The sequence below is a fragment of the Thermodesulfomicrobium thermophilum DSM 16697 genome, assembly GCF_059568695.1.
In genome coordinates this window covers 126,318-150,274 of sequence record NZ_JCANTW010000012.1, presented here as the reverse complement: position 1 = coordinate 150,274, position 23,957 = coordinate 126,318, and the positions used below count along the sequence as shown (strand labels likewise).

The window sequence follows — 23,957 nt, the reverse complement described above, 5'->3', positions numbered from 1 at the left end:
GAATACCCCGGGCATGCCCGGGGTATCCTCGGTCAAGGGCGAATGCGCCAGTTAGACCTTGGCGCCCTGAAGCTCTTCCACGGTGTAGCCCCAGCCCACGTTATGGGGCGGCAGGGTCTCGGTCTGGAAGAAACGCGGCAACTGATCGTCCTCAGGGGTGAAACCCGCCCGACGGTTGAAGTCCAGCTCGTCCTTGAGGCAATTGGCGCCCAAGGCGATGAGGTCGTCCACGGAGAAGGTCTTTCCCGTGAAGGTCTCCACCATCTTGGCCATGCAGGGCACGCCGCGGGCGTCGTCGAGCACGGCAAAGGCCACGAACAGGCACATGCCCAAGGAGTCGATGGCAGCGGTCGCCACCTGGAGGTTCTTGGAGATTTCCACGTTGCCTTCCTTCTGGTGACCGTCCACGTCGCCGCCCACCTTCAGGACGTTCTGCGCCACGCCGTATCCGGCGGTGTGATCTGCGCCCTGAGGGCTCGTGGCATAGGTGACGCCAACAGCCTTGACCGCCCGCGGGTCATAGGCCGGCAGGGCCTGATTCTTCACCACCGGCACCCGGTCCACGCCAAAGGCCTTGGCCGTAAAGGCCGTGCCATTGCCGTAGATGCGGCCCAGGGGGTCGTCGGTACCCACCTTGTTGAGCTCGCGGATGACCGCCTTGCCGTCCCCCCAGTTGATGATGCCCGCTTCCATGGCCATGGCCATGGTGTTGGCCATCTCGATGGTGTCCATGCCCACTTCGTCGCAGGTACGGTCCATCATGGCAATGTCGTCGAGATCGTCCACCATGAGGTCCGCGCCAAAACCCCAGATGGTCTCATACTCAAACCCCGTGGTGAGGAACTTGCCGTCCTTGTCGTTGTACACCTGGGAGCACTGGATCACGCAGCCCGAATGGCAGCCATGCTTGGTCTTGCCGCCGCGCTTGGTGATGGTCTCGGCCATGGTCTCGCCGGAGATCTTCTCCGCGCCATCGAAATGACCGGAGCGGAAGTTCTTGGTGGGCAGGGCCCCGGCTGCATTGATGACGTTCACCAGCACCGCCGTGCCAAAACCCGGCAAGCCCTGACTGGTCACCGGATGGTTGCGCAGCACATCCACCCATTCCTTACGCGCCGCCTTGAACCCTTCTTCATCGGCGTAGTCCACCTTCTGGTTGGCCGTACCATCCAAAAGCAGCGCCTTGACCCGCTTGGAGCCCATAACCGCGCCCATGCCGCCGCGACCCGCAGACCGAGTGGGCAATCCCTCAGGGTCGGAAAACTGCACCGTGGCCGCAGCCAGGCATTGCTCTCCCGCAGGGCCCACCAGGGCGGTGACCATGTCTTTCCCATAGGCGGCAAGCAGCTTTTCCTGGGCCGCATACGTGCGCATACCTGCGGCCACACTGTCGCGGAACTCCACGCTGTCCGGCCTGATAATGATGTCCATCATCGGGGCCCCGGCCTCGGGCTTGTCCTCCAGGACAATGGCCAACAGCCCCAGCTTGGGCAGGGTATTGGCAAACTGACCGCCGGAATTGCTCTCCTTGATGCCGCCGGTAAGCGGCGACTTGGCGCCCACGGACACCCGGCCCGAGTTGGCGGCCGTCGTGGGAGCAAGCAGCCCCGCGGCGATGACCAATTTGTTCTCTGCGGACAAAGGATGGCAATCCGCCGGCACCTCACGGTTCACGATACGCGAGGTGAGCGCCCGACCGCCCAGGCCGGCATACTCGCCCAGATCCTCGAAGCGGTAAGTACGGGTACGGGTGTTGATGCGTAGAATCTTCATAGTTCCTCCATGGCTATACTGTCCATTTGAGCATAATCACTCCAAAACACCAACAGGGCCGGCAGAACCGACCCTGTTGGGATACGTTCATCGTAGTGCAGGACCTAGCATGCGCCATCCCCCGCCATATCCTCCGCAACCCCGGCAAGCACCTCCTCGGCGTAGAGGGTAGCGCCGGCATCGACTGTGATCAAGGCAATGTCCGCATCGTCGTCCCACATACGTCCTCCCCTAGAAGGCGGCCTCGTAAATGGCGGCCACGTCGGCGTCCTTGAGGCAACGGGGGTTGGTAAGACCACAAGCGTCCTTCTGGGCGTTGGCGGTCATGATGGCGATATCCTTGCGGTCCACCTGCTTGCCGTAGCGTTTGGCCAGCTCGGTGATGGTGGGCGGGATGCCCACGTCGGTGGACAACTGCTGGATCGCATCGATGGCCTTTTCCGCCGCAGCGCGCAAAGACATACCGTCCACGGCTTCACCCATAAAGCGGGCGATGTCAACAAAACGCTCCAATTTGGCGTTCATGTTGGCGCGGGAAACATGCGGCAGGAGGATGGCGTTGCACTCGCCGTGCGGCAGATCGTAAAACCCGCCCAGCTGATGCGCCATGGCATGGACGTGGCCGAGGCTTGCGTTGTTGAAGGCCATGCCCGCCAGGTACTGCGCAAAACACATGCCTTCGCGGGCCTCCAAATCCTTACCGTTGGCCACGGCCTTGCGCAGGTATTTGGCAATGAGTTCGATGGCCTTCTGGGCACAGGCATCGGTCATGGGAGTGGCGATGGTGGAGACATACGCTTCCACCGCGTGCGTCAAGGCGTCCATGCCGGTGGCCGCAGTCAGCGCCGGCGGCATGCCCACCATGAGCATGGGATCGTCGATGGCCATGCCCGGAGTCACCCGCCAGTCCACGATGGCCATCTTCACCTTGCGGCTGGTGTCGGTGATGATGCAAAACCGGGTCATTTCCGAGGCCGTGCCCGCAGTGGTGTTCACCGCGAGGTACGGCGGCAGGGGCTTGGAAGACTTGTCGATACCTTCATAGTCATGGATCTTGCCGCCATTGGAGACCACCAGGCCGATGCCCTTGCCGCAATCATGGGACGAACCACCGCCCAGGGAGATGAGGGAGTCACACCCCTTGCCCTTGAAGACCTCCACACCGGCGTGAACATTGTTGTCCGTAGGATTGGGCACGGTTTCGTCATACACCGCGTATTCCATGCCGGCGGCATCGAGAAGATCCGTGATCTGCTTGGTCAGCCCGCAGGCCGTAATCCCCTTGTCCGTCACCACGAGCGGCTTCTTTCCGCCCAATGCCTTGATCTTCTCAGGGATGTACTTGGATGCACCGATGCCGATGAGCGTCACGCTGGGGATGAAAAAACCATACACCATTTCCTGAACAGCCATGAGAACACCTCGCTCTGGTTGCGCCACCACAAGATAACTCCTTGCGGCAGCAGTTCACACTCCAATGCCTCGATGTCCTCATACAGAGCAAACCTCAGGCCAGGTTGGCTCGACTTGGGCCAAGACTCTAAAAAATGCAACAACATACTGAAATCGTAGATGTATTTCTTCGTTCGCCGCGCATAGCTCCGCACTTTTCCGTATGCACCGCACACATATGAGTCATTTCGACACAAACCCGCCCCACAGCGCTGTTCCCTCTGGGGGCACCCCAAGACACCACGCCACACCACGACATCCCGTTGCCCACACCATCTATTTGTATCATAATGACCCAAACATACCTGCGCTCCACCCCCAATCCCCGCTTTCCCAGCCACACTCCTCACGGGCATGTTCTTTGCTAAAACCGCCTCTTTGAAACCAAGGGGAAGGCACACATGGACATCCGCAAATTTTCCCTCCCGGAAATCATCTTCGGCCATGGCAGTATCCGCTACGCCGGATCCTACGCCCTGCAACTGGGCGGCAAACGGGTATTTCTCGTGAGCGACCAGGGGCTCGAGCGCAGCGGCTGGGTGGACCGCCTGCTCACGGTACTCGAAGAGGCCGGGCTCGAAACCGTCTACTTCGACCAAGTCTATTCCAACCCGCGGGACACCCACATCGAAGCCGGGGCCGCCCTCTACCGGGAAAGCCAGGCCGATGTCATCCTGGCCTTGGGCGGCGGCAGCCCCATGGACACGGCCAAGGGTATCGCCGCACTCGCGGGCTGCGGCGGCCGCATTCACGACTACGAAGGCGCCAATCGCATCTCCCGGCCCTTGCCGCCCCTCATCCTGCTTCCATCCACCGCCGGCAGTGGCTCGGACGTGTCGCAATTTGCCATCATCACCGACACCGCCCGCCGGGTGAAGATGTCCATCATCAGCCGCTCCCTCACCCCCAACGTCTCCATCATCGACCCGGACTTGCTCGATACCGTGGACGACCATCTCCTCATTACGTCCGCGGTGGACGCCCTGGCCCACGCCGTCGAGTCCTACCTCTCACCCTTGGCCCACGCCCTCACAGAAACCCAGGCGCTGACCGCCATCCGCCTCATCACCCGGCATTTGCCCCGGGCGCTGCGTTCCCGCGATCCCGACGACATGGAACAGCTCTCCCTGGCCAGCACCGCCGCAGGCATCAGCTTCAGCAACGCCAGCCTCGGCGCCTGCCATGCCATCGCCCACTCCTTGGGCGGAGTTTTCGACACGCCGCACGGGGAGGTGCATCCCGTGCTTCTGCCCCATGTCATGCGCTTCAACCTCCCGGCCTGCACTGCCCGCATGGCGGACATCGGCGAGGTCATCCTCGGCGGCCGCCTCGCCACGGACGAAGAGACCGCCGCGGCAGGCATCGCCTGGTTGGAGGACTTTTTTGAAAATCTCGGAGCTGCCTCACGGCTTTCCCACATCGTCCCCCACGCCGACGACTTTGCCCAAATCTGTCACATGGCGGCCCAAGACGCATGCCTGCTCACCAACCCCCGGCCCGCCACGGCAGCGGACCTCTTGGCCATCTGCACGGAGGCCTGGTAATGCCCCCATCGCTCATGGACATCGTTGGCCCGGAATACACCAAGCTCGGCTTCTTCCGGGACGTGCAGGACAAAATGGCGCAACTGCGCGCCTACACCGAAGAACTCGAACGCAAAAAGCAGGAGATTCAAAGCATCCTGGATGGGATCGTGGATGTCCTGGCGGTCATCACCCCGGACCTTTCCATCCAATATGTCAATCCGGTGTTCTTTCGGTATTTCGACGACCCGAACCCCGGAGGCAAACGCTGCCACGAAGTCTTTCGGGGCAGTGCCGAGCCGTGCGTCGGGTGCCCAGTACAAACGACGCTCGCCACCGGCCGCCCGGACCGCCTCACCTATCTGGACCGGCGTGGGGATCGCACCGTCCACTTCGAGTTGGTGAGCGCCCCCATCCGCGACGAGCACGGAGACACCCGCGCCGTGCTCCTCACCAAGCGCGACATCACCCTGGAGAAGGAGTACCAAGCCAAATACTATCAGGCGGAAAAGATGGCCACCATCGGCATGCTGGCCGCCGGCGTGGCCCACGAGATCAACAATCCTCTGGCCTCCATCAGCGGCTTTGCCGAGGCCCTGCGCCGCAGACTCCCGCAACTGCGCCAGCGCCTCGGAGAAACCGATCCTCTGGTGCAGGACTTCAACGAATATATCGGCATCATCTCCGAGGAATGCGCCCGCTGCCGGGATATCGTCCTGGGGCTGCTCTCCTTCAGCCGCCAGCGCGCCTACGCCGGCCAGCGCCTCGACCTCGTCCAATTGGTGCGCGACACCCTCAAGATCCTCTCGCACAAGATCAAAGAAGCGCCAGCAGTCCAGCTCGTCCAAGACCTCTCCCCCACGGCGGTGCCCATCTGCGGCGACCCCAGCGAACTCAAACAGGTCCTGGTGAACCTCGTGCTCAACGCCATGGACGCGGTGCTCCCCCAAGGCACCATCACGGTGCGCGCCCATGCCCAGGGGGAACACGCCTTTTTGATCGTGGAGGACACCGGCCACGGCATTGCCCCGGAACACATGGACAAACTCTTTTTGCCCTTCTTTTCCACCAAAACCCAAGGGCACAGCATCGGCATTGGTCTTTCCATCTGCTACGGCATCATCCAACAGCATGGCGGAGAGATCACCGTGTGCAGCGAGCCCGGACGCGGGGCCACCTTCCGCGTGCGTCTCCCCCTCGAACACCCCACATCCTGCGAGAACCTATGAGCATCTTCAATTCCATCGAAATCCTCGTGGTGGATGACGAACCCAACATCCAAAAACTCTTCGTGCGCGAGCTGGCCAACCCTGGGCGCACCATCCATGCCGCCGGCACAGCGGCTCAGGCACGAGAAATCCTCCGCTCCACACTCATCGATGTGGCGATCCTCGACATCCGCCTGCCCGATGCCAGCGGCCTTGCCCTCATGGAGCATATTCAGGAGGCCCATCCGCACACCGCCGTCGTGCTCATCACCGGCTACGCCGACGTGGACACCGCCGTGGAGGCCATGAAGGCCGGGGCCTACGACTACATCACCAAGCCGTTTTCTTTGGAGCGCATCGAACAGGTCATCGAACGGGCCTACCAGCGGGTGCGGCTCACCCGGGAGAACGAACTGCTACGCCACGGGGCAGGTAGTGGCGCTCCCACACCCAAATTCATCGGCCACAGCGCCGCGGTGCAGCGGGTGCGCTACCTCATCGAACGCGTGGCGCCCACGGACACCCCGGTGCTTTTGACCGGCGAGTCCGGCACCGGCAAAAACGTGGCCGCAGCCGCCATCCACGCCCAAAGCCTGCGCGCCGATCAGCCCTTCATCGTCACCAATTGCGCCAACTTCGACAAGGAACTGCTCCGCAGCGAACTCTTTGGCTACTGCAAAGGGGCCTTCACCGGTGCGGAGCGCAGCCACGAAGGGCTGCTGCCCCTGGCCCACAAAGGCACCCTCTTTTTCGACGAAGTGGGCGAGCTTTCCTTGGATCTCCAGGCGGCGCTCTTGCGGGTACTGGAAACCCAGCGCTTCCGCCGTGTGGGCGACAAGGAAGAACGCCACGTGGACGTGCGCTTCATCTTCGCCACCAACCGTAATCTTGCCCGGGAAGTGGAAGCCGGCCGCTTCCACGACGCCTTTTTCCACCGCATCAATGTCTTCACCATCGAGCTGCCCCCATTGCGGGAACGGCGCGAAGACATCCCGGCCCTGGTGGAATACTTCCTCCACATCCTGGCCAAAAACGGCCAAACGTACCACATTTCCCCTGCGGCCATGGAGCAACTCATGACCAACCCCTGGCCTGGCAACGTGCGGGAACTGCGCAACGTCATCGAGCGCGGCATGATCCTTGCCGAAGGAGGCATCATCGGCGTCAATGCCCTGCCTTTCTGCCAAAAGACCTGCCGCACCCCACGCGAAAACGGCTTTGCCACCCTGGAGGAACTGGAGCGGGCGCACATCATCCTGGCGCTGCACGCCGCAGGCGGCAACAAGTCCAAGGCCGCCCAGATGCTCGGCATCGGCCGCAAAACCCTGTACCGAAAACTTGCCGACTACGGCCTCAGCGATACCCCCTCCGCCACAACGCCCTTTCTGGAGCAGACCGAAAAAGACAGCGAAAGCGCGGCGTAAAAAAAGACCGGCTCGTCGCCGGTCTTTGGTGGGAGTCGCCGCTCATGGGAGACTCATTCCACGTGGATGTCGATGGCCTTGGGTTTGGCCTTTTCGGTCTTGGGCAAATGCAAGGTGAGGATGCCGTCCTTGAACACCGCCCGGATGCCCGCCGTGTCCACATTGTCCGGCAAGGTGAACTGGCGGGTGAAGGTCCCCGTGAAGCGCTCCACCCGGTGGAACTTCTTGCCCTTCTCCTCCACCTCGCGCTTGCGTTCGCCCTTCAGGGTGAGCACGCCGTTTTCCACGGTCACATGGACGTTGTCCTTGTCCACACCCGGGATGTCCGCCTGGATGAGGAACTCCTCTTCCAACTCGACAATGTCCACACGAGGCGACCAATCGCCTGCAGTAAGAGCCTCCTGTCCTCCACGAGGAAGTCCCATGGCCCGAGTGTACCGATCAAAGAGTTCTTCCATTTCTCTCCAAGGATCCCATTTGACGAGTGCCATAGACAACACCTCCTTCCATATGCAATATTTGTATTGCATCCGTGGAGCATTGTCCTGCTCTCCACGTTTTTCGAGAGCATGAATAAATCAAAAAAAGAACCTGTCAAGGGCATACTAAAGAAAAAAAGATGCCCTTGAGCGCCTGCGCGCCCCCCAGGAGGGGCCCAAGATTTCGGAGTATTCTTCGGAAAGACGCCGCGGCCGAGAACTACTGCCCCGCCAAATAGGCGGCGAGGGCCAAGGCGTAGAGTTTGGACGGGCCGTCATCGGCCCGAGACGGGACCACCAGCGGCCTGGCAGCCCCCACCACCACCCCGGCGATGGGACGGGCCATCAGCGTGCTCAGCGCCTTGTAGAGGATGTTCCCGGCCTCGATATCCGGGGCACACAGGATATCCGCCGCCCCGGCCACGGCCCCTTCGACACCTTTATGCCGGGCCTTGTGCCGCGACACGGCGATGTCCAGGGCAAACGGCCCGCCCACCACGGCGTCCCCGAACACGCCCATGCGGCAGAGTTTGGCCAGCACGTCGGCGTCTTTGGTGGACGGCATGGCCTGGTAGGCGATGCGCTCGGTGGCCGAGAGCACCGCCACTTTGGGGACGCTGATCCCCAGGGCCTTGGCCACGGCCACGGCATTGGCGATGATGTCGATCTTGCGGTGCAGGCTCGGGGCCACATTGACCGCCGCGTCGGTGAGCAGCAAAAGGCGCGGCTCCAGAGGATGATCCGTCACCGCCACGTGGCTGAGCAGCCCCCGCACCCCCAAGTCCTCTTTGCGATCCAAAACCGCCCGCAAGAGCACGTCGGTCTTGACCGCGCCCTTCATGAGGAAGTCCGCCTCCCCACGCACCACCAAGTCCAAGCTTCGCCCCACCGCACGCACGGCATCGGGTTCGTGAAGAACGACAGCGCCCTCCAGCTCGGGCCACTGCGCCAAGGCGTCCCGCAGCGCCGGGGCATCCCCCACCAGCACCGGTTCCGCCACGCCCAAGCGCCGGGCCTCCATCACGGCGGCCAGGGCAGGGGCGTCAGCAGCAGCGGCCACCACGACCCGCACGGGCACTCCGCGCCGGGCCACCGCTGCGGGGAGATCGTCAAGCGATCGGAGGGCAGCCATCAATCGTCCCCCCGTTTGACGGCGATGACCCCGGTGCGGCTCACCGAAACGATGCCATGGGGGATGAGGGCGCGCAGAAACCCGGCCACCTTACCTGGGGTAGCCACCAATTCCGCCACCAATGTCGTGTTGCCCATATCCACCACATTGGCCCGGAAGACCTCGATGATCTGCAGGAGCTGGCTTACGGTGTCTTTAGCGACCCGCACCTTGATGAGCAGCAGCTCCCGGTCGATGAGTTCGTGGGAGGCGAGGTCTTCCAGCCCCAGCACGAAGGGCAGCCCGGCCAACTGTGCGGTCGCCGCGGCCACGCGCTCGCCATCGTGATCCACGCAAATGACGATGCGCGACACATCGGCCCGCTCCGTCTCTCCTGCGGAAATGGAAAAGATATTCAGTCCATGCTGCTGGAACACCGCGGCCATGGAGGCCAGGACTCCGGGTTGATTGTAGACCAAGGCAGAGATGGTGTGGCGCATGAAGACCTCCTCTGGGTGTTCCCGTATCCGGTGTCCGTGAGGCAGGCAAGGCGCCCGCCGAACGCGTCCAATTGCCAGCGAAATCTGTTGCCCCTAGATGCGCTCCGGCCGCACCCGCAGGTGGACGCAGGCAGCCGTCACCCGGCTGATGCCCGTATAGGCCAAGCTCACGACGAACACACCCAAGAGCGCCAACAGCGTACCTGGATGCGAAAGAGCGCCAAGGGCCGCCGAACCGTCGAAACGGATCTCCGTCGCAGGCACGAGCCCAAGGATCCCCCCGATCCAGACCATACCCACCACGGCCATCCACTGATAGGCGGAAAATCGGGCATTGCCGCGAAAATCCGCCCGCAAGAACTCCGAGACCACCCGCCAGGCCAAGGGCACTATCCCCGCCCATGCCAGGGCCAAATCCACGTCTCCTGCCGCCAAGGCTTCCGCCCCCATCCAGGCGGCCAGCCCATGCACCACGGTGGCCATACCCTGCACCGGGACCAAGGCCACGCCTTCCAAGCCGCTGGCGTAGGCCGCCTTTTTGGTGGCCCCCCAAAAGCGCACCGCCAGCGGCGTAGCGAGCCGTCGCCACGGGGCAGGCAACTCCTCCACCCTCCGGCCATAGCAGCAGCCAAAACTGCAGCACGCCAGCCGCCCCACGCCCTCGCCCAGGGCGTAGGCCACGGCGGAGGCCGCCAGCACCTGGGGCCACGGGGGAAGGCCGCCCCAGTACTGCCGCACCCCCCAAGCCACCACCGGAACCAGCCACAAGGCGACGAACACGGCCCCGCCCACGGTGAGGGTGGCGCTTTTGCCCTCCACCCAGGCCGCCACCAAGCGGGAGGCCGGCATGCATACCGCAAGCACCGCCGCCACCATGGCCAGCAGGGAACCCAGCGCCGCCCCGAGACCAGCCCCCAAGAAAACCAGCGCCGCCACCGCCAGGCTATAGGCTACGGCGCTCACAATACCGTACCACGTAAGATTCACCGCCTGCCACGATCCATCGGCATCTTGGCGCACCGGGATGCACGCCGCCACCTGCCAGCGGGCCTGAGCCAGCACCCGCGAAAGCCACCACATGGCCGCCAAGACCGTCACGGCCGCCCCCCGCAGCACCCAGATAGTCATGATCCCTCCTTCAGCATGCACCGCCGGCGTGCGCCCTTGTGGGCGCGGGCGATGGTGGAGCGCACGCGCACATCCACCTCCACCCAGGGGCTGCCCAGCCAGGCGGAGAAGCGGCTGCGCACATCGGCGCGCAATTGATGGCGCAACAACTCCTCGGCAAAGGTCACGCGTCCCGGCTCGAACACCAGCACGTCCACCGAGCTTCCCGGCAAAAACAGGCTCTTGGGCTGGCCCCGGCGCAGCCAGAGATCCGGGGCCATGGGCTGGTAGGGCTGGTAGCCGCGGGGCGCGTAACGCTGTTCGATGCGACCGATCATGAGCGCCGCAACTTCCACCATGGCCACCATGCCGCAGCAGCTGCCGCCGGGCACGTCGGTATCGATGATGGTCACGGCGCGGCGGTTTTGCGAATACGGCGTGGCCATGGCCACCACTGCCGAAGGGTTGCAGGAATGAAACGCCCCTTCCAACTCGTAGAAGTCCACCACCACCCCTTCCACCGGCACGTGGTTGTAGTGGTATTTTTCCGGGGTCAGCCGGAAAATGGCAAATTGCCCGCCGGTAAAACGCCGCGCCCAGGCAGGGCCCACAAGCTCCGACAACGAAAAAAACTTGTCCTTGACCCACAAGTGCGAGGCTGCATCGAGAGAGCCCACCAGCACCCGGGCATCGGCGGGAGACACCACTGCCTGCGGATCCGGCTCCATGGGCCGGCACGCTTCGTAGCGGATCCGGCGTTCGAAGATGCGGCGGGCAGTGGTATAGAACTCCGGCGGCTCCACGCATTCCTCAAGATCGATGCCGAGGCGCTCCACCAAGCGCCGGGCCCCCGAAAGCCGCGCCCCCAAGGGCAGGTCGTAGTTGAAGAACCCCAAAAGCCGGGTCATGCGGCCCGAAGCCAAGGCGCGCACCACGCTTGGGGCATGCTCCCGCACCCGGTCGTAGAGATAGGTAATGACCCGGTCGCAAAAGAGTTCTTCGGCCTGCACCCGGCCTGTATCCCTCCAGACGAACTCATGAGGCTGCGAGCGCAAAGACGACGACTCCATGCGCGACGCCCCTGCAGCCGGCAGCATCTCCGGTTCACGCAGCATGGCGGCACTCCTTGGCAGCAGGATTCCACACCGTCACCGCCACCAGCACGGGCAGGAGCTGGCGACAGATATCCTGCGGGATACGGCCGTGCTGGCGTAAGGCCTCCCGCGCCTTTTGCGCCACCCAGTCCACGGCCCGACCGTCGGGCAGCCCAAGCCCCATACGCCGACAGGTGGCCTCGAGGAAATCCAGCGCTTCCACTAAATGCTCCACGCGGAGCTCTTCCCGGTAGCACGCCTCCGCCGCGCGGTTGAAGGTCTCGGCGTCCACCTCCAAGGGCGAGCGCGCCCCCAGCCGCGCCAGCACCCGATCCGTCAAGCGCGAGGCGGCCCGCGCCTCGGGATGTTCCAAGCGCCGGCGCAAATCCGCCAACACCGGTTGTGCACCCATGGCCTCCACCACACAGGCGGCCTCGGTTTCTTCGAGGAAATCCACCAGCGCCGCACGCAGCTCGGGCAAACGGACGCGCGTATATCCCGGGTAGCGCCGACTGGGACGCAGGCGCGCCGCGCGGCCCACCAAATCGGTCAGCAACCGGTTGGGGCTGTCGTGACGCACGAACACCGTGGGCACCTCCAAGGCCATGGCGAAAAACGCCTGGCGCCGCTCGCTCTCCCAGGTGGGCGCATCCGGGATGGCGCCGTGGTCCACCCGCCGGGAGAGCACCATCCACCACGCCACGGCGGTGAGCACAAGCTGCATGTCCACCGCCCGGGCCATGTCCTCGCCGTAGGAAGGAAACAGGCTGTAAAAACGGCCTTCGAAACCGCTAAACCCCATGCGGGAAAAGAGGCGCGGCTTGTAGAGGAGATAGGTGGACATGGCGGCGTGAAAGACCCCGTGCGCCGCCAATTCGGCCTTGAGGCGCTCGTCGCTCCCCAGGCTTCCGTCCAAACAGGCGGCCTCGTGGGTGCTCATGAGACACGTCATGTAGTCCACCAGGCGGAAGTCGGGCACATGGTCGCCGCGCAGGCCAAAGATCCGCGCCAGAGTTCGATCCAAAGCCGGAGGTCCAAACGGCGTGATGGGACGCCCCAAGATCTTGAGCCTGGCCTTCTTCTTCCAGCGGCGCCACAGCATGCGCAGATGGGTGAAATCCAACTCGTGGGGCAAAAATCCCAAGGCGGTCTCAGGGTGAAAATCCGCAAACCCCAATCGGTACGGGGCGGCGCTGTACACCCCCACGAAAAGTGGCAGAAAATGCTCCACTATCTTGACCACCAGGTCCGCGGCCCACTTTTCCTCCGCCGGGCCAAGACCGCCACTGGCAAGAAGGGCGCTCAAACGACGGCTGCCCAAGGAAACATGGATGCCGTTATTGGCCAGACACGTGCTCGAGGTATTGGGCAGCACCACCAGGTTGCGGTTCAAGAGTCCGGCCTCCCGCAGCTTGCCCAGGGCATTGAGCTGGCTGCGAGAAAGGGTCTCGTGGCACAGGTGCATGTAGGCCTTCTTCTCCTCGCCCCGCTCCCAGCCGCTCAGGCACGGATTGACGAAGAGCTCGCGGTAGAAGGCATCGGGCACCAACGCGTTGAGGGCCTTTTGCCGCCACGGCGGCAGGGGCGAAGCATAGACCACCACCCGCTGGCCGCTGGCCTCCAGCCCCAAGGCATGGTTGGCACACTCCACCAGGACTTCGCACAAGAGCTGGCGCATACAGGTCTCCCGCGCCACGGCCAGGCCGCCTTCATGACAGGGCAGGGGCGCGAAGGACACCGTCTCCGGCGAAGTATTGTCATTGGAAAAGAGAGGAAAAAGCCTGCGAGCCACATGGGCCTCGCCGCGCAAGGGGCCGTCCATGGCCTGGGCGAGGGAAAGCTTCAAGAGATAGCTCACCGGGATGCGCAGCCAGGTCTCTCCGGCCTCCTCCACGAAAAAGTCGGCGCTGTCGCTGCGCCGCGGGCCATGGAGTGCCGACTTGTCCGCCGCCAGGTCCGCATCCAGCACCTTGCGGGCAACGGCCGAAAGCCGCGCCATGGGCACCCGCACCCAGCTGTTCTCCCACACCTCTCCCGGGCCTGGCTCCAGCACCGCCTCGAGGCGTTCCAGCACCCGGGCCGGATACTCCCCCGTGGCCGCCCGGCGCTTGAGCCCCTGCACGTAGCGCGAGGCCATCACCGTGCGCGGCAGATCCATCCGCTCCCGCGGCCCGATGACCGCGGTTTGGAGCTCCGTCTCCGACCCGGCGGTGGCGTCTGCCGCAAGAAAAGGCAAATCCCCGATGCCGCCATAGCCCAGCGCCGCCTGCAGCCGCGCCACCATGTCTTTGCTCGCTGTCGATACCATGCGCCCTCCCTACGGTTGTCGTGGAAGGGTGATGTCAGAAAAAAACGGCAGCATGATGCCGCACGAGTCACAAGGCAGTGACAGGCGGCAGGCATCGGGCCAAGGAGGCGAGGCCCACGGGCATCAGCGAAAAAAACTGCGAAAGAATATCCAGAAAGGGAGACGATCCCTACCCACGCAGGCGCTGGGCAAGGAGCGCCAAGAGGCCCGGATCGTCGTGCAGGCCCGGCTCCAGGCGCACCTCCACCGCAGGCCAGCGCTGGGCGAGCTCCGCCACCAAGGCAGGGATATCACGGCGCAGATGCACACCGTCCAAGAGAAAAAGCGGCAGGATGCGGATATGCCGCACCCCGGCCGCGGCCAGGGCTCCCACCTGGGTCGGCAGGTCCGGCTCGCCGAGGGAAAAGTAGGCCGGCACCACGGTACAGTCCGGCACCATGGTCCCCAAGCGGGCCACAAGCCGCTCGAAAGACTCCCGCGCCCGAGGCTCCCGACTGCCATGGGCCAGCACAATCCATCCGTGCATATCCCCTCCTACTCGTGCTTGAGGACCCGCGCCAAGGTCGCCGCCAAGGTCGGAAAATCCACCGGTTTGGCCAAATAGGCATTCATGCCCGCTGCTAAAAAACGCTCGGGATCCCCCGGCATGGCGAAGGCCGTGAGGGCCACCAAAGGCGGGCCGCCGCCGGCATGCCGGGCGCGGATGCGGCGGGCCACTTCCACGCCGTCCATATCCGGCAATTGAATGTCCAAAAGCACCGCGTCCACCGCTTCGGCAGCCTCCACCGCCACGCCGTCAGCGCCGGTGGCCGCGGTGAGCACCTCATACCCCAGGCGGGAGAGGAGATGGGTGGCGGCCATGCGGTTGATGGGGTCGTCTTCCACCACCAGCACGCGGCCCGAGGCCCCATACGGCAGGGCCGGATCCGCCGCTGCCTCCACCGCCCGACGCGCCGGCCGCAAGGGGAGCACGAAGTGCACGGTCGTGCCCTCACCCGGCTCGCTCTCCACACTCAGCACCCCCTGCATGCGGCGAACGAGCTCCTTGACGATGGCAAGCCCAAGGCCCGCTCCCTGAAAGGGCCGGGTCATGGAGCCGTCGGCCTGGAAAAAGGGGGTAAAGAGCCGCGGCAGCACCTCGGGGGCAATCCCCACCCCGGTATCCTGCACGGAAAAATAGACGCGCTCGGCCTCACCCAGCGGCACCGGCAGGCGGCGGACCTCCACCTGCACCGCACCATGCTGGGTGAACTTCACCGCATTGCCCACCAGGTTGGAGAGGATCTGCTGCAGCCGCGCGCCGTCACCCTCCACCTGCCGGGGCACGGCCGGATCCACATGCCAGTGCAGGGTGATGCCTTTCATGCGGGCGCTAAAGGCAAAGAGGCGGCAGACATCGTCCACGGCCTGGTGCAGGTCAAACGGCGCAGTGCGCAGGGTAAAGCCGCCGAACTCCAGGCGGGAAAGGTCCAGGATGTCCGAAAGGAGCCGGGTGAGCCGCTGACAGGACTCCATGCCGGTACGCACGAACTCGGCCTGTTCGTCGGAGAGATCGGTCATGAGCAAGAGCTGCAGCATGCCCATCATGCCGTTGAGGGGCGTGCGGATCTCGTGGCTCATGTTGGCGAGAAACTCGCTTTTGGCGCGGCTGGCGGCCTCGGCGGCTTCACGGGCATCCAGCAGGGCTTGGCGCGCCTGCATGCGCTCGGTCATGTCCGTGTGTACGCCGATGGCGCGCACGGGTCTGCCGTCATCGAACTCCACCACCCGACCGCGGCCCTCGATCCATTTCCACTGCCCGTCCTTGGTGCGGCAGCGAAATTCCACCCGAAATCCCAGGCCCGCGGCAATGGCGGCCTCGATGCGGCGCTGCGTGGGCTCCAGGTCGTCTGGGTGTACGAGCCGCTTCCAGGACGCATAGTTCGCGGGAAACTCCCCTGGCTGGTAGCCGAGCATGGTGTAGTACCGGGGGCTGAAATAGGCCTCGTTGGTCACCAGGTTCCAATCCCACAGACCGTCTTCCACAGCGTCCAAAGCCAGGGCGAGACGCTCCTCACTCTGCCGGAGTTCCTGCTGCATGCGCACCTGCGCCGTGACATCCTGACGCAGGAGAATGCCCCCTTCGATACGGCCGTCACGCACATACGGCACGGCCCACATGCTCTGGTAGCCGGAGCGGCCGTCGGCAAAGCGCGGCACCCGCACTTCCAACAGCTCTACAGGATCTCCCGAAAGCACCCGAAGCAATTGGGTGCCCACGCCGGCAGAGCGGATGGCCTCCAAGGCATCGATGCGCCGGCCCAAAAAGTGGGACGCCGGCAGTCCCCCGGCAAAATGGGCCAGATGCCAGCGGTTGACGAAGTGCACCACCCCCTGGGCATCGAATTGCATCACCGAAAGAGGCATGAATTCCACCAGGGTGCGGAAACGATCCTCCGCCAGAGCAAGCCGCTCCCGAAGCGGACTCGTGAGGAAGTCCCCTGGCTGCTGCTGGCCCGCCACGTGTTCTCCGCCGCTTCCCGACAGCTCCCGCAACACTTCCACCACCAGGGTACGGCCCTCGGCATCGGTGACGGGGATCGCCTCGCAATGGAAATACCGCCCCAAGGCCGGCTCGAAGCGCGTCAGACATACGGATTGCCCGGTGGTCAGCGCCGCCTCCACCGGACAATCGGCACACGGGGTGCTTTTGCCGATGAGTTCAAAACAGCGCCGCCCCAAAACCCGAGACGGCTCCGACTCTTCAACAAGGCGCATGCCCGCGGCGTTGTAGACGAGAATACGGTGGTCACTGTCCATGACCCCGATCACATACGGCAGGCTATCGAGAGCTAAGCGCAAGAGCTGGTACGAAGCGGCATCCAATGGAAGAACCTCCCGAAACAGATACCCCTGCCCTAGACCAAGCGCTCCTGCCAACGCAAGGCTCGTCTTCCCCTCCACGCGGCTTCGACTTTGCAGCCGATTGTTGGCGCAAGTTTTTGCTTGACATCTGACTCCCCATGCCCATAGAGGGGCTCTCGCCACGAGCACTCCCTGGTAGCTCAATCGGCAGAGCGGGTGGCTGTTAACCACTAGGTTGGCGGTTCAAGTCCGTCCCAGGGAGCCAGATGACAATCCGCTGCGTACAGCGGTTCATAACGCAAGACCCCGCAGAGTGATCTCTCCGGGGTCTTTGTATATCTGCACGCGCCACCCCGCCCCCTGCCCACTGCCTTTGTTGCCTCGGCGCTATGGGGTCCACGTGGCCACCCAGGCACACCAGGCGACGGATTTCACTGCACGCACCGCCTCCCAACCAAAGACACTCCCACACAAGGGTAGATTCGCCCATGCCTCAAGCGCGGCTCAAGGGGCGAGCAGAGTCTAGTGACACCAACTGCCGCTCACTATAACATTACGCCAAAAGGCATAACAATGCACGAGGAGAGGATTCCTCTGGGATAGGGTTTTCTTGGACACCCGCCGGGCCGCCTTTTCATGGCGTGCCGCCTGAGCTCGAAACCTCCCGAGCGCGGGGACATCGCCGCCTGGATGCCCGGACCTACGATACCCAGTGCGCCACCTGCATCTGGGGTTGCCGCATGCCGGTGGAGATGATCATCGATCAGTGGAATCCGTCCAAAAAGCAGTACCGGTTCGAGACCTTTTGCTACGGCCCCAAAAGCTGCCCCGTTTACCGGTCTGGCCCCGCACGCAAAGCCCCTGGGCGCAGAGGCTTGTGGTATACCGAGGAGGACTGGGTGGACGAGGATGCCACCGCCCACCGCGGGCCGGATGATTGAGGGAGGACTCCATGCGACTGTGGTCCGTGCATCCCCAATATCTCGACGCCAAAGGTCTGGTGGCCTTGTGGCGCGAAGGGCTCTTGGCCAAGGCCGTGCTCTCCGGAAAGACCCAAGGCTACCGGGCCCACCCGCAGCTTCTGCGTTTCCGAGAGCACCCCACGCCGCTTCTGGCCATCAACCACTACCTCGCTGCGGTGCTCATCGAGGCCCAGGCCCGCGGCTACCGATTCGATGCCCGCAAGATCGATCCCAAAGCCGCGGCCTCACCCATCCCGGTCACCTTAGGCCAACTCCACTATGAATGGGCGCACTTGCTGCGCAAGCTGCACGCCCGCGCCCCAGAAAAGGCGCGCCTCTGCGCTAGCGTGAAGCACCCAGAGCCGCACCCGCTTTTCTTCCTCGTGGACGGGCCCATTGCCCCGTGGGAAGTGGTGCCGACCGAAACATAGCGGCAGCCCCCTTGCCCTGCGTCCAGGCGCAGGAGGCATCGCACGCACGGCGAATCCCGCGCCAAGCCATCATGAAGGGAGTCTAATGAGCAATGACCTTGCCGAGAAAGTCACGCAGCCGCGGATTTTGCGGATTGGCGAAAAAGGTTTCCGGCGCCCCTTCCTCCTGAATGCGGCCGCCGTCGATAAAGATCACCCGGTCGGCGACTTCCTTGGCAAACCCCATCTCATGGGTCACCACCACCATGGTCATGCCTTCCCGGGCAAGCTGCTTCATGACCTCGAGCACTTCCCCCACCAGCTCGGGATCCAAGGCCGACGTGGGTTCGTCAAAGAGAATCACCTTGGGCTGCAAGGCCAAGGCCCGGGCGATGGCCACCCGCTGCTTCTGCCCGCCGGAAAGCTGCTCCGGGTAGTTGTGCGCCTTTTCCGCCAGCCCCACCTTGGCCAAAAGCTCCAGCCCAAGCTTCTCCGCCTGGGCCGAATCCATGCCGCGCACCTTCACCGGCCCCAAAGTCACGTTGTGCAGCACCGTCATATGGGGAAAAAGATTGAATTGCTGGAAGACCATGGTGGCTTCCGCGCGCACCAGGTTCATATTGGTCTTGGGGTCCGTGACGTCGTGGCCGTCCACAATGATCCGGCCCGAAGTCGGCTGCTCCAGACGGTTGATACACCGAAGCACCGTGGACTTTCCCGATCCGGACGGGCCGATGATGCACACCACTTCCCCAGGCCGCACGTGGAGATCGATCCCCTTGATGACTTCCAGATCGCCAAACGATTTGTGCAGATTTTCAATACGTATCATATCCACCTACTTTCCCGGCACCACACGCAAATGCCGCTCCAAGGCCCGCAAAGCCCGGGCGATGCCCAGGGTCATCACCAAATACACGACGCCCACCGCCAGATAGACTTCAAAGGCGCGGAAATTGACCGCCACGATCTCTTGACCAGTGCGCAAAAGTTCTCCCACGCCAATGACCATGAGCAGCGACGTATCTTTGAGGCTGATGATGAACTGGTTCCCCAAAGGGGGAATCATCCGCCGAAATGCCTGAGGCCAAATGATATAGCGCATGGTCTGGGTACGCGTGAGCCCAATGGAGCGCCCGGCCTCCATCTGTCCAGGGTTGATGGACTGGATGGCGCCACGGACGATTTCCGCAATATAGGCTCCGGAATTGACAGCGATAACGATGATCCCTGCCACGAGCGGCGGGATACGGACCCCCGAGGCCATAGGCACGCCATAATAGAGAAACATCGCCTGAACGAGCATCGGAGTGCCGCGAATGGTTTCAATGTATATTCCGGCAAGATTACGAAAGAACCCGTTGCGGGAAATCTTCATGAGTCCGGCGATAGCCCCCAGGACAAAGCCCACCGCAAGGCCGCCAATGGTGATGGCGACTGTATATTTGAGCCCCCGCAGGAGCATGGGAAAGGTTTCCAGCACCACGCTGGGTTCAAATTGAAAAGCCATGGAATCGTATCCTTTGCAGGCAGCGCCACACCCGTGCCCTGGGCTTGGCGGCCGAGGTTGAGGGACCCTGGCTGCAGGCCCCATGCCTGCAACCAGGAGCGATCAAGAGATCAGAGAGAGGTTATTTGGGTTCCGTGTTGAACCACTTGAGGTACAGATCGCGGTACGCGCCGCTCTCTTTGAGCTTTTTCAAGGCAGCGTTCACTTTGGACACCAGCGGGCTCCCCTTGGGGAAGGCAATGCCGTAGGACTGTCCCATGTACAGGGGGCCAACGACCTTCACCACGCCCTTTCCACGCTTGTTCATGAAATCGGCGATGACCGGCGAATCGAACACCACTGCGTCGGCGCCGCCGCTCAAAAGCTCCATGAACATGGCGTCATTGTTGGGGTACAGCTTCACTTCCTTGGCCTGGGCATTTTTTTTCACGAAGTCTTCGGAAGTTGTCCCCAGCTTAGTGGCCACGATTTTTCCTTTCAAATCTTCGATGGCATTGATGTCGGTGGCGTCTGCACGCACCAAGATCAAAAGACCAGCGTTGTAGTACGGGTCGGAAAAATCAACGACCTTGGCCCGCTCTGGCTTAATGGTGATGCCGGCAATCCCCACGTCCAACTGCCCGGACTGCAATCCAGGAATAATTCCATTGAAGTCCATGGGCTGCAGGTCATACTCCGCGCCAATCTCTTTGGCGATGGCAGCCCAAAGCTCCACATCAAAGCCCGTATGCACGCCGGTTTGCGGATCCTTGAATTCAAAGGGCGGAAAATTGGTATCCGTGGCCACCGTCAGCTTCTGCGCAAAAGCAGTCCCGACAAACAGCAGGCTCGCCGCCACCAGCATCAGTGACAATTTTTTCATGTACCCTCCTTTAGTTTTGGTTCACGTTTCCTTCTACGGGTTCTCCCCGCAGCGGTGCACACCCTGTGCTTTTTCCGAAAAAAACGGCCCAACTCAAGAAAATTTCCCACTCCACCCTGCAGAAGGCGTCCCGAGCTCCCCGCGTCTGCTTGCTTTTCCGCGCTTTTTCCAGAAAAAGACAGCTGTCTCCAACGCGGCCCCTGAAACGCCGCGCTCCGCAACCTCATTCCCCCGGAGGAGGAAAGGTATGAGCCCAGAGACCCCTGCCGCCGCATCCCTGGCCCCAGCCGCCGTGGTCACCCTTGCCGATCTCGTGACCTACGCCGAAGGGAGCATCGTCAGCCGGACCTTGGTCAAGAGCACCGCAGGCACCATCACCCTTTTTGCCTTTGATGCCGGACAAAATCTCAGCGAACACACCGCCCCCTTCGACGCCTTGGTGCAGGTACTCGACGGCGAAGGGGAGTTCACCGTGGGCGGCACCCCGCACCGGGTAGGCGCGGGGCAGGCGATCCTCATGCCGGCCCATGTTCCCCATGCGGTGGGCGCTCCCCAACCATTCAAGATGCTCCTGACCATGCTCCGCGCCCAATAAGACGCATCACCGCACATCCATCGCCCCGCGTCTCTTCGGGGCGATGGCCGCACTAAAGCCAGCGCTTACGGGCAAACCACCACCACGTCGCCGCGACACCTCCTACGGCAAGCGCCGAAAGAATGGCAAACGCATGCGGCCAGTCCTGCATGGGAAGCGCGATGTTCATCCCATAAATCCCGGAAATGATGTTCGGGACCATGAGGATAATGGTAAACCCGGCCAAAAACTTCATCACCATGTTCATATTATTGGAGATGATGGAGGCAAAAGCGTCCATGGTCCCGGAGAGGATATCACTATAGATATTGGCCATGCCGATGGCTTGGCGGTTCTCCGTGATGGCGTCCTCCAGCAAATCCACTTCTTCTTCCGAAAGCTGCACCGCCCGGAGACGAAGCACTTTATCCATGATGATGTCGTTGGCCTTGAGCGATGTGGTAAAATATACCAGGCTCTTTTCAATCCCCAAAAGATCAATGAGCTCCTGATTACGCATGGATTCTTGCAACGCCTGCTCAATGGTGTCCGAACGCCGATTGATGTCTTTCAAACAACGCAAATAGGCGAGCGCCGAACGTTGCATCAAGGTGATGGCAAAGCGCAGCCGGTGGGTAGTATCCACCTGGCGGGCGCGACCGTTCAAGATCTCGGTCACCAAGTCTTGCTGCGCCCGGCACACGGTGATCACCGCCGTCGGCGTGATCACCACACCGATGGGCATGGTGATATACGGCACGCGAGGATCCGCAGTGTTTTCCACAGGCACGCGCAGCACCAAAAGGATCACCCCGTCTTCCACCTCGAGGCGGGCGCGCTCATCCGCATCCAAGGGGTCCACCAGGAAATCCAGCGGCACGCCCTGGAGCAAGGCCACGCGCTGCACCTCTTCTTCCGATGGATTGACCAGGTTGATCCAGCTATCGGGCTCCAGGTGATCCAAGGTCACCAGGGTATCGTACATTGTCTTGCGAATAAGAATCATCGGCTTTCCCTCCCAGCGGTGGAATGAACGTTCATGAACCCAGAAACGCACATGCCACATGGGTAGGGATCGGCCTTGGAGCCCATATGCGCCCAAAAGTAGCGCACCAACGGCGTCGAAAAAAAGAGAAACATGCGGCTGCCCTCCAGAGCCCTCGGCCCCTCCGGCAGCCCAACGGGAGATCAGAAGGGTGCGGCGGAGCCGAAGAGCGAAGCGGTGATGTCCCGGTGGGACTGGCTACTGTGACCAGCCCTATCGCCAGAATCCACGGAAAGCTCCTCGGTTACAGGTTGAGACACCAGGGGCCATTTGCCCTGCAAAGACGTGTTTTCTTATGCCACAATGCAACACAAATCAACCCTCGAGGGGGCTGTGTGTTACCGGACAATGATATTGTCACCCCTGTCTGGGACAATAGAAATGTCATCCCATGAAGACACGTGGTGACGTACTCATGAAGGCAGAGGAAGCGCGGCGGGTTGGGATGCCCCCACAGGCAGCGGCCGAAGCGGCCACGCGCTGAAGGGACCGCCCGAGGTTGGCCCGGAGCAGCCCCCTGCACACCAGGTCGCTGCCCCGGGCACGCCGAACGAAAGCGGGACGCTTTGCTACTGAGCCAGCACAAAGCGGCCGTCTTTGACCTCCACCATCACCATGGAATCCACGCCCAGGCCGTTATGGTCTTCGGGCGACAGATTGTAGACGCCCGAGACACCCACATAGCCTTTTGTGGTCTCGATGGCGCTGCGCAAGGCTTCAGGGTCCGTACCCACCCGTTCCATGGCTTTGACGATGAGCATGATGGCGTCCCACGCGTAGCCCGAATGGGTGTTGATGGGAAACTGCTTGGCGTATCCGCGCTCGGTGTAGCGGCGCACGAACTCCTGGATCACGGATTTTTGCGGGTCTGAATCCGGAAGTTCGTCCACCACCAAGAGTTTGGTGGCCGGCATACGCGTGCCTTCGCTCGCCGGGCCGGCAAGCTCGATATACTTGGGATCCGGCAGACCATGGCTTTGGAACAGCGGGATGGTCATCCCCAATTGCTGGCGGTTCTTGGCCACGATGGCCCCGGCCGGACCGATGGTCCACACCACGAGGGCCTGGGGGTTGGCGTTCTTGATGGAAACCAGTTGCGCGGTCACGTCCGTGTCGCGGGCGCCAAAGGCCTCCTTGGCCACGAACTCGATACCAAAACGCGGGGCCAGGGCCTCCATCCAACGCAATCCGTCCTTACCAAAGCCGTCGTCCGCCGTGAGCAAGGCCACCCGCGTGAGGCCCTTGTCCTTGAGGTAGGTAAAGAGCCGTTCCACGGCCGTGGACGAGCGCTGCGGCGACTTGAACACCCAGTGCGCGGGGCCGAACTTCCCGCCGTCCATGATCACCGGGTCCCCGCCCACGGTCATGACAATGGGGGTACGCCCGGTGTGCACGATCTTCTTCACGTTCATCCCCGTGTCCGTGAGGGTGGGCCCCACGATGGCCGCCACTTTGTCCTTGTAGATGAACTTGGTGGCGATGGAGGCCGCCTTGGCTGGATCGCCTTCGGTGTCGGCGACGACGAGTTCCACCGGCGTGCCGTTGACACCGCCTGCGGCATTGATGGCGTCCACCACCATCTCGGCAACCAGCTTGGTGGGCGTGCCGATGAAGGCCGCCCGGCCGGAAAGGTCGAAAAAGGCGCCGATCTTGATGACGTCCTCGGCAAACGCCGGAGCCGCCCCCAAACAGAAAAACATCAACAGCCACACCACTCTCTTCGCCATATTTCCTCCTCGTGGTTTTGCAGACGTGCGCCGTCCGTGAGACC

The 23,957-nt window shown here is 62.8% G+C and carries 21 protein-coding genes and 1 tRNA gene; 7 read left to right on the top strand and 15 right to left on the bottom strand.

All coding sequences use genetic code 11. The annotated features are described in order from the left end of the window. Positions 1-51: 51 nt before the first annotated feature. Positions 52-1,773, bottom strand: a complete 1,722-nt coding sequence (locus BR00_RS04340) for an aldehyde ferredoxin oxidoreductase family protein (RefSeq protein ID WP_496476394.1) — start codon at positions 1,771-1,773, stop codon at positions 52-54. A gap of 231 nt (positions 1,774-2,004) precedes the next feature. Then, positions 2,005-3,186: an iron-containing alcohol dehydrogenase gene (locus BR00_RS04335; protein WP_496476393.1), complete on the bottom strand. Its 1,182-nt coding sequence runs from the start codon at positions 3,184-3,186 to the stop codon at positions 2,005-2,007. A 440-nt stretch (positions 3,187-3,626) separates the two neighbouring features. On the opposite strand from BR00_RS04335, the gene BR00_RS04330 reads away from it, so the two are divergent. Genes BR00_RS04330 through BR00_RS04320 form a run of 3 tightly spaced genes read left to right on the top strand, consistent with a single transcriptional unit; the run spans position 3,627 to position 7,380 of the window. Then, positions 3,627-4,769, top strand: a complete 1,143-nt coding sequence (locus tag BR00_RS04330; RefSeq protein ID WP_496476392.1) for an iron-containing alcohol dehydrogenase — start codon at positions 3,627-3,629, stop codon at positions 4,767-4,769. Next, positions 4,769-5,977 (top strand): two-component system sensor histidine kinase NtrB, encoded by a 1,209-nt coding sequence (locus BR00_RS04325; RefSeq protein ID WP_496476391.1) that lies wholly within the window; start codon positions 4,769-4,771, stop codon positions 5,975-5,977. The genes BR00_RS04330 and BR00_RS04325 overlap by 1 nt, the downstream gene beginning before the upstream one ends. Continuing rightward, positions 5,974-7,380, top strand: a complete 1,407-nt coding sequence (locus BR00_RS04320; RefSeq protein ID WP_496476390.1) for a sigma-54-dependent transcriptional regulator — start codon at positions 5,974-5,976, stop codon at positions 7,378-7,380. Before BR00_RS04325 ends, BR00_RS04320 begins: the two co-directional genes overlap by 4 nt. A gap of 53 nt (positions 7,381-7,433) precedes the next feature. On the opposite strand, the gene BR00_RS04315 is transcribed toward BR00_RS04320, so the two are convergent. From BR00_RS04315 to BR00_RS04280, 8 genes are all read right to left on the bottom strand, one after another. Beyond that, positions 7,434-7,871 carry an Hsp20/alpha crystallin family protein gene (locus BR00_RS04315; protein WP_496476389.1) on the bottom strand — a complete coding sequence of 146 codons (438 nt, stop codon included), beginning with the start codon at positions 7,869-7,871 and terminating at the stop codon, positions 7,434-7,436. Between the two features lie 208 nt (positions 7,872-8,079). Then, positions 8,080-8,991, bottom strand: coding sequence for a phosphate acyltransferase (locus BR00_RS04310; RefSeq protein ID WP_496476388.1), 912 nt, complete (start codon positions 8,989-8,991; stop codon positions 8,080-8,082). Continuing rightward, positions 8,991-9,470, bottom strand: coding sequence for an acetolactate synthase small subunit (gene ilvN / locus BR00_RS04305; RefSeq protein WP_496476387.1), 480 nt, complete (start codon positions 9,468-9,470; stop codon positions 8,991-8,993). Before ilvN ends, BR00_RS04310 begins: the two co-directional genes overlap by 1 nt. A gap of 93 nt (positions 9,471-9,563) precedes the next feature. Next, positions 9,564-10,598 carry a hypothetical protein gene (locus tag BR00_RS04300; protein WP_496476386.1) on the bottom strand — a complete coding sequence of 345 codons (1,035 nt, stop codon included), beginning with the start codon at positions 10,596-10,598 and terminating at the stop codon, positions 9,564-9,566. Next, on the bottom strand, positions 10,595-11,692 hold the full coding sequence (locus BR00_RS04295) for a phosphatidylserine decarboxylase (protein ID WP_496476385.1): 1,098 nt from the start codon (positions 11,690-11,692) through the stop codon (positions 10,595-10,597). The genes BR00_RS04300 and BR00_RS04295 overlap by 4 nt, the downstream gene beginning before the upstream one ends. Next, the gene (locus BR00_RS04290) at positions 11,682-13,979 is read right to left on the bottom strand and encodes a hypothetical protein (RefSeq protein ID WP_496476384.1); all 2,298 of its coding nucleotides are present in this window, start codon (positions 13,977-13,979) and stop codon (positions 11,682-11,684) included. Before BR00_RS04290 ends, BR00_RS04295 begins: the two co-directional genes overlap by 11 nt. A 169-nt stretch (positions 13,980-14,148) precedes the next feature. Further along, complete coding sequence (locus tag BR00_RS04285; RefSeq protein WP_496476383.1) at positions 14,149-14,505, bottom strand: sirohydrochlorin chelatase; 357 nt, start codon at positions 14,503-14,505, stop codon at positions 14,149-14,151. An 8-nt stretch (positions 14,506-14,513) separates the two neighbouring features. Continuing rightward, positions 14,514-16,844 (bottom strand): ATP-binding protein, encoded by a 2,331-nt coding sequence (locus BR00_RS04280; protein WP_496476382.1) that lies wholly within the window; start codon positions 16,842-16,844, stop codon positions 14,514-14,516. A 168-nt stretch (positions 16,845-17,012) separates the two neighbouring features. On the opposite strand from BR00_RS04280, the gene BR00_RS04275 reads away from it, so the two are divergent. The 3 genes from BR00_RS04275 to BR00_RS04265 all read left to right on the top strand — a co-directional run bounded on the left by BR00_RS04275 (position 17,013) and on the right by BR00_RS04265 (position 18,216). Further along, positions 17,013-17,088 (top strand) — tRNA-Asn (locus BR00_RS04275). A gap of 376 nt (positions 17,089-17,464) precedes the next feature. Then, positions 17,465-17,764: a hypothetical protein gene (locus BR00_RS04270; protein ID WP_496476381.1), complete on the top strand. Its 300-nt coding sequence runs from the start codon at positions 17,465-17,467 to the stop codon at positions 17,762-17,764. An 11-nt stretch (positions 17,765-17,775) separates the two neighbouring features. Then, a complete protein-coding gene (locus BR00_RS04265; RefSeq protein WP_496476380.1) occupies positions 17,776-18,216 on the top strand; it encodes a pyrimidine dimer DNA glycosylase/endonuclease V in 441 nt (146 codons plus the stop codon). Between the two features lie 82 nt (positions 18,217-18,298). On the opposite strand, the gene BR00_RS04260 is transcribed toward BR00_RS04265, so the two are convergent. The 3 genes from BR00_RS04260 to BR00_RS04250 all read right to left on the bottom strand — a co-directional run bounded on the left by BR00_RS04260 (position 18,299) and on the right by BR00_RS04250 (position 20,567). Further along, a complete protein-coding gene (locus tag BR00_RS04260; protein ID WP_496476379.1) occupies positions 18,299-19,027 on the bottom strand; it encodes an amino acid ABC transporter ATP-binding protein in 729 nt (242 codons plus the stop codon). Positions 19,028-19,033: 6 nt separating this feature from the next. Continuing rightward, on the bottom strand, positions 19,034-19,705 hold the full coding sequence (locus BR00_RS04255) for an amino acid ABC transporter permease (RefSeq protein WP_496476378.1): 672 nt from the start codon (positions 19,703-19,705) through the stop codon (positions 19,034-19,036). 121 nt (positions 19,706-19,826) lie between these two features. Further along, positions 19,827-20,567 carry a glutamine ABC transporter substrate-binding protein gene (locus BR00_RS04250; protein WP_496476377.1) on the bottom strand — a complete coding sequence of 247 codons (741 nt, stop codon included), beginning with the start codon at positions 20,565-20,567 and terminating at the stop codon, positions 19,827-19,829. A gap of 247 nt (positions 20,568-20,814) precedes the next feature. On the opposite strand from BR00_RS04250, the gene BR00_RS04245 reads away from it, so the two are divergent. Beyond that, positions 20,815-21,162: a cupin domain-containing protein gene (locus BR00_RS04245; protein ID WP_496476376.1), complete on the top strand. Its 348-nt coding sequence runs from the start codon at positions 20,815-20,817 to the stop codon at positions 21,160-21,162. A gap of 52 nt (positions 21,163-21,214) precedes the next feature. Here BR00_RS04245 and BR00_RS04240 read toward each other — a convergent pair whose 3' ends face one another. Together BR00_RS04240 and BR00_RS04235 are read right to left on the bottom strand one after the other, a co-directional pair. Continuing rightward, positions 21,215-22,147 (bottom strand): magnesium transporter CorA family protein, encoded by a 933-nt coding sequence (locus BR00_RS04240; protein WP_496476375.1) that lies wholly within the window; start codon positions 22,145-22,147, stop codon positions 21,215-21,217. Positions 22,148-22,755: 608 nt separating this feature from the next. After that, complete coding sequence (locus tag BR00_RS04235) at positions 22,756-23,913, bottom strand: ABC transporter substrate-binding protein (RefSeq protein WP_496476374.1); 1,158 nt, start codon at positions 23,911-23,913, stop codon at positions 22,756-22,758. Between the last annotated feature and the right edge of the window lie 44 nt (positions 23,914-23,957).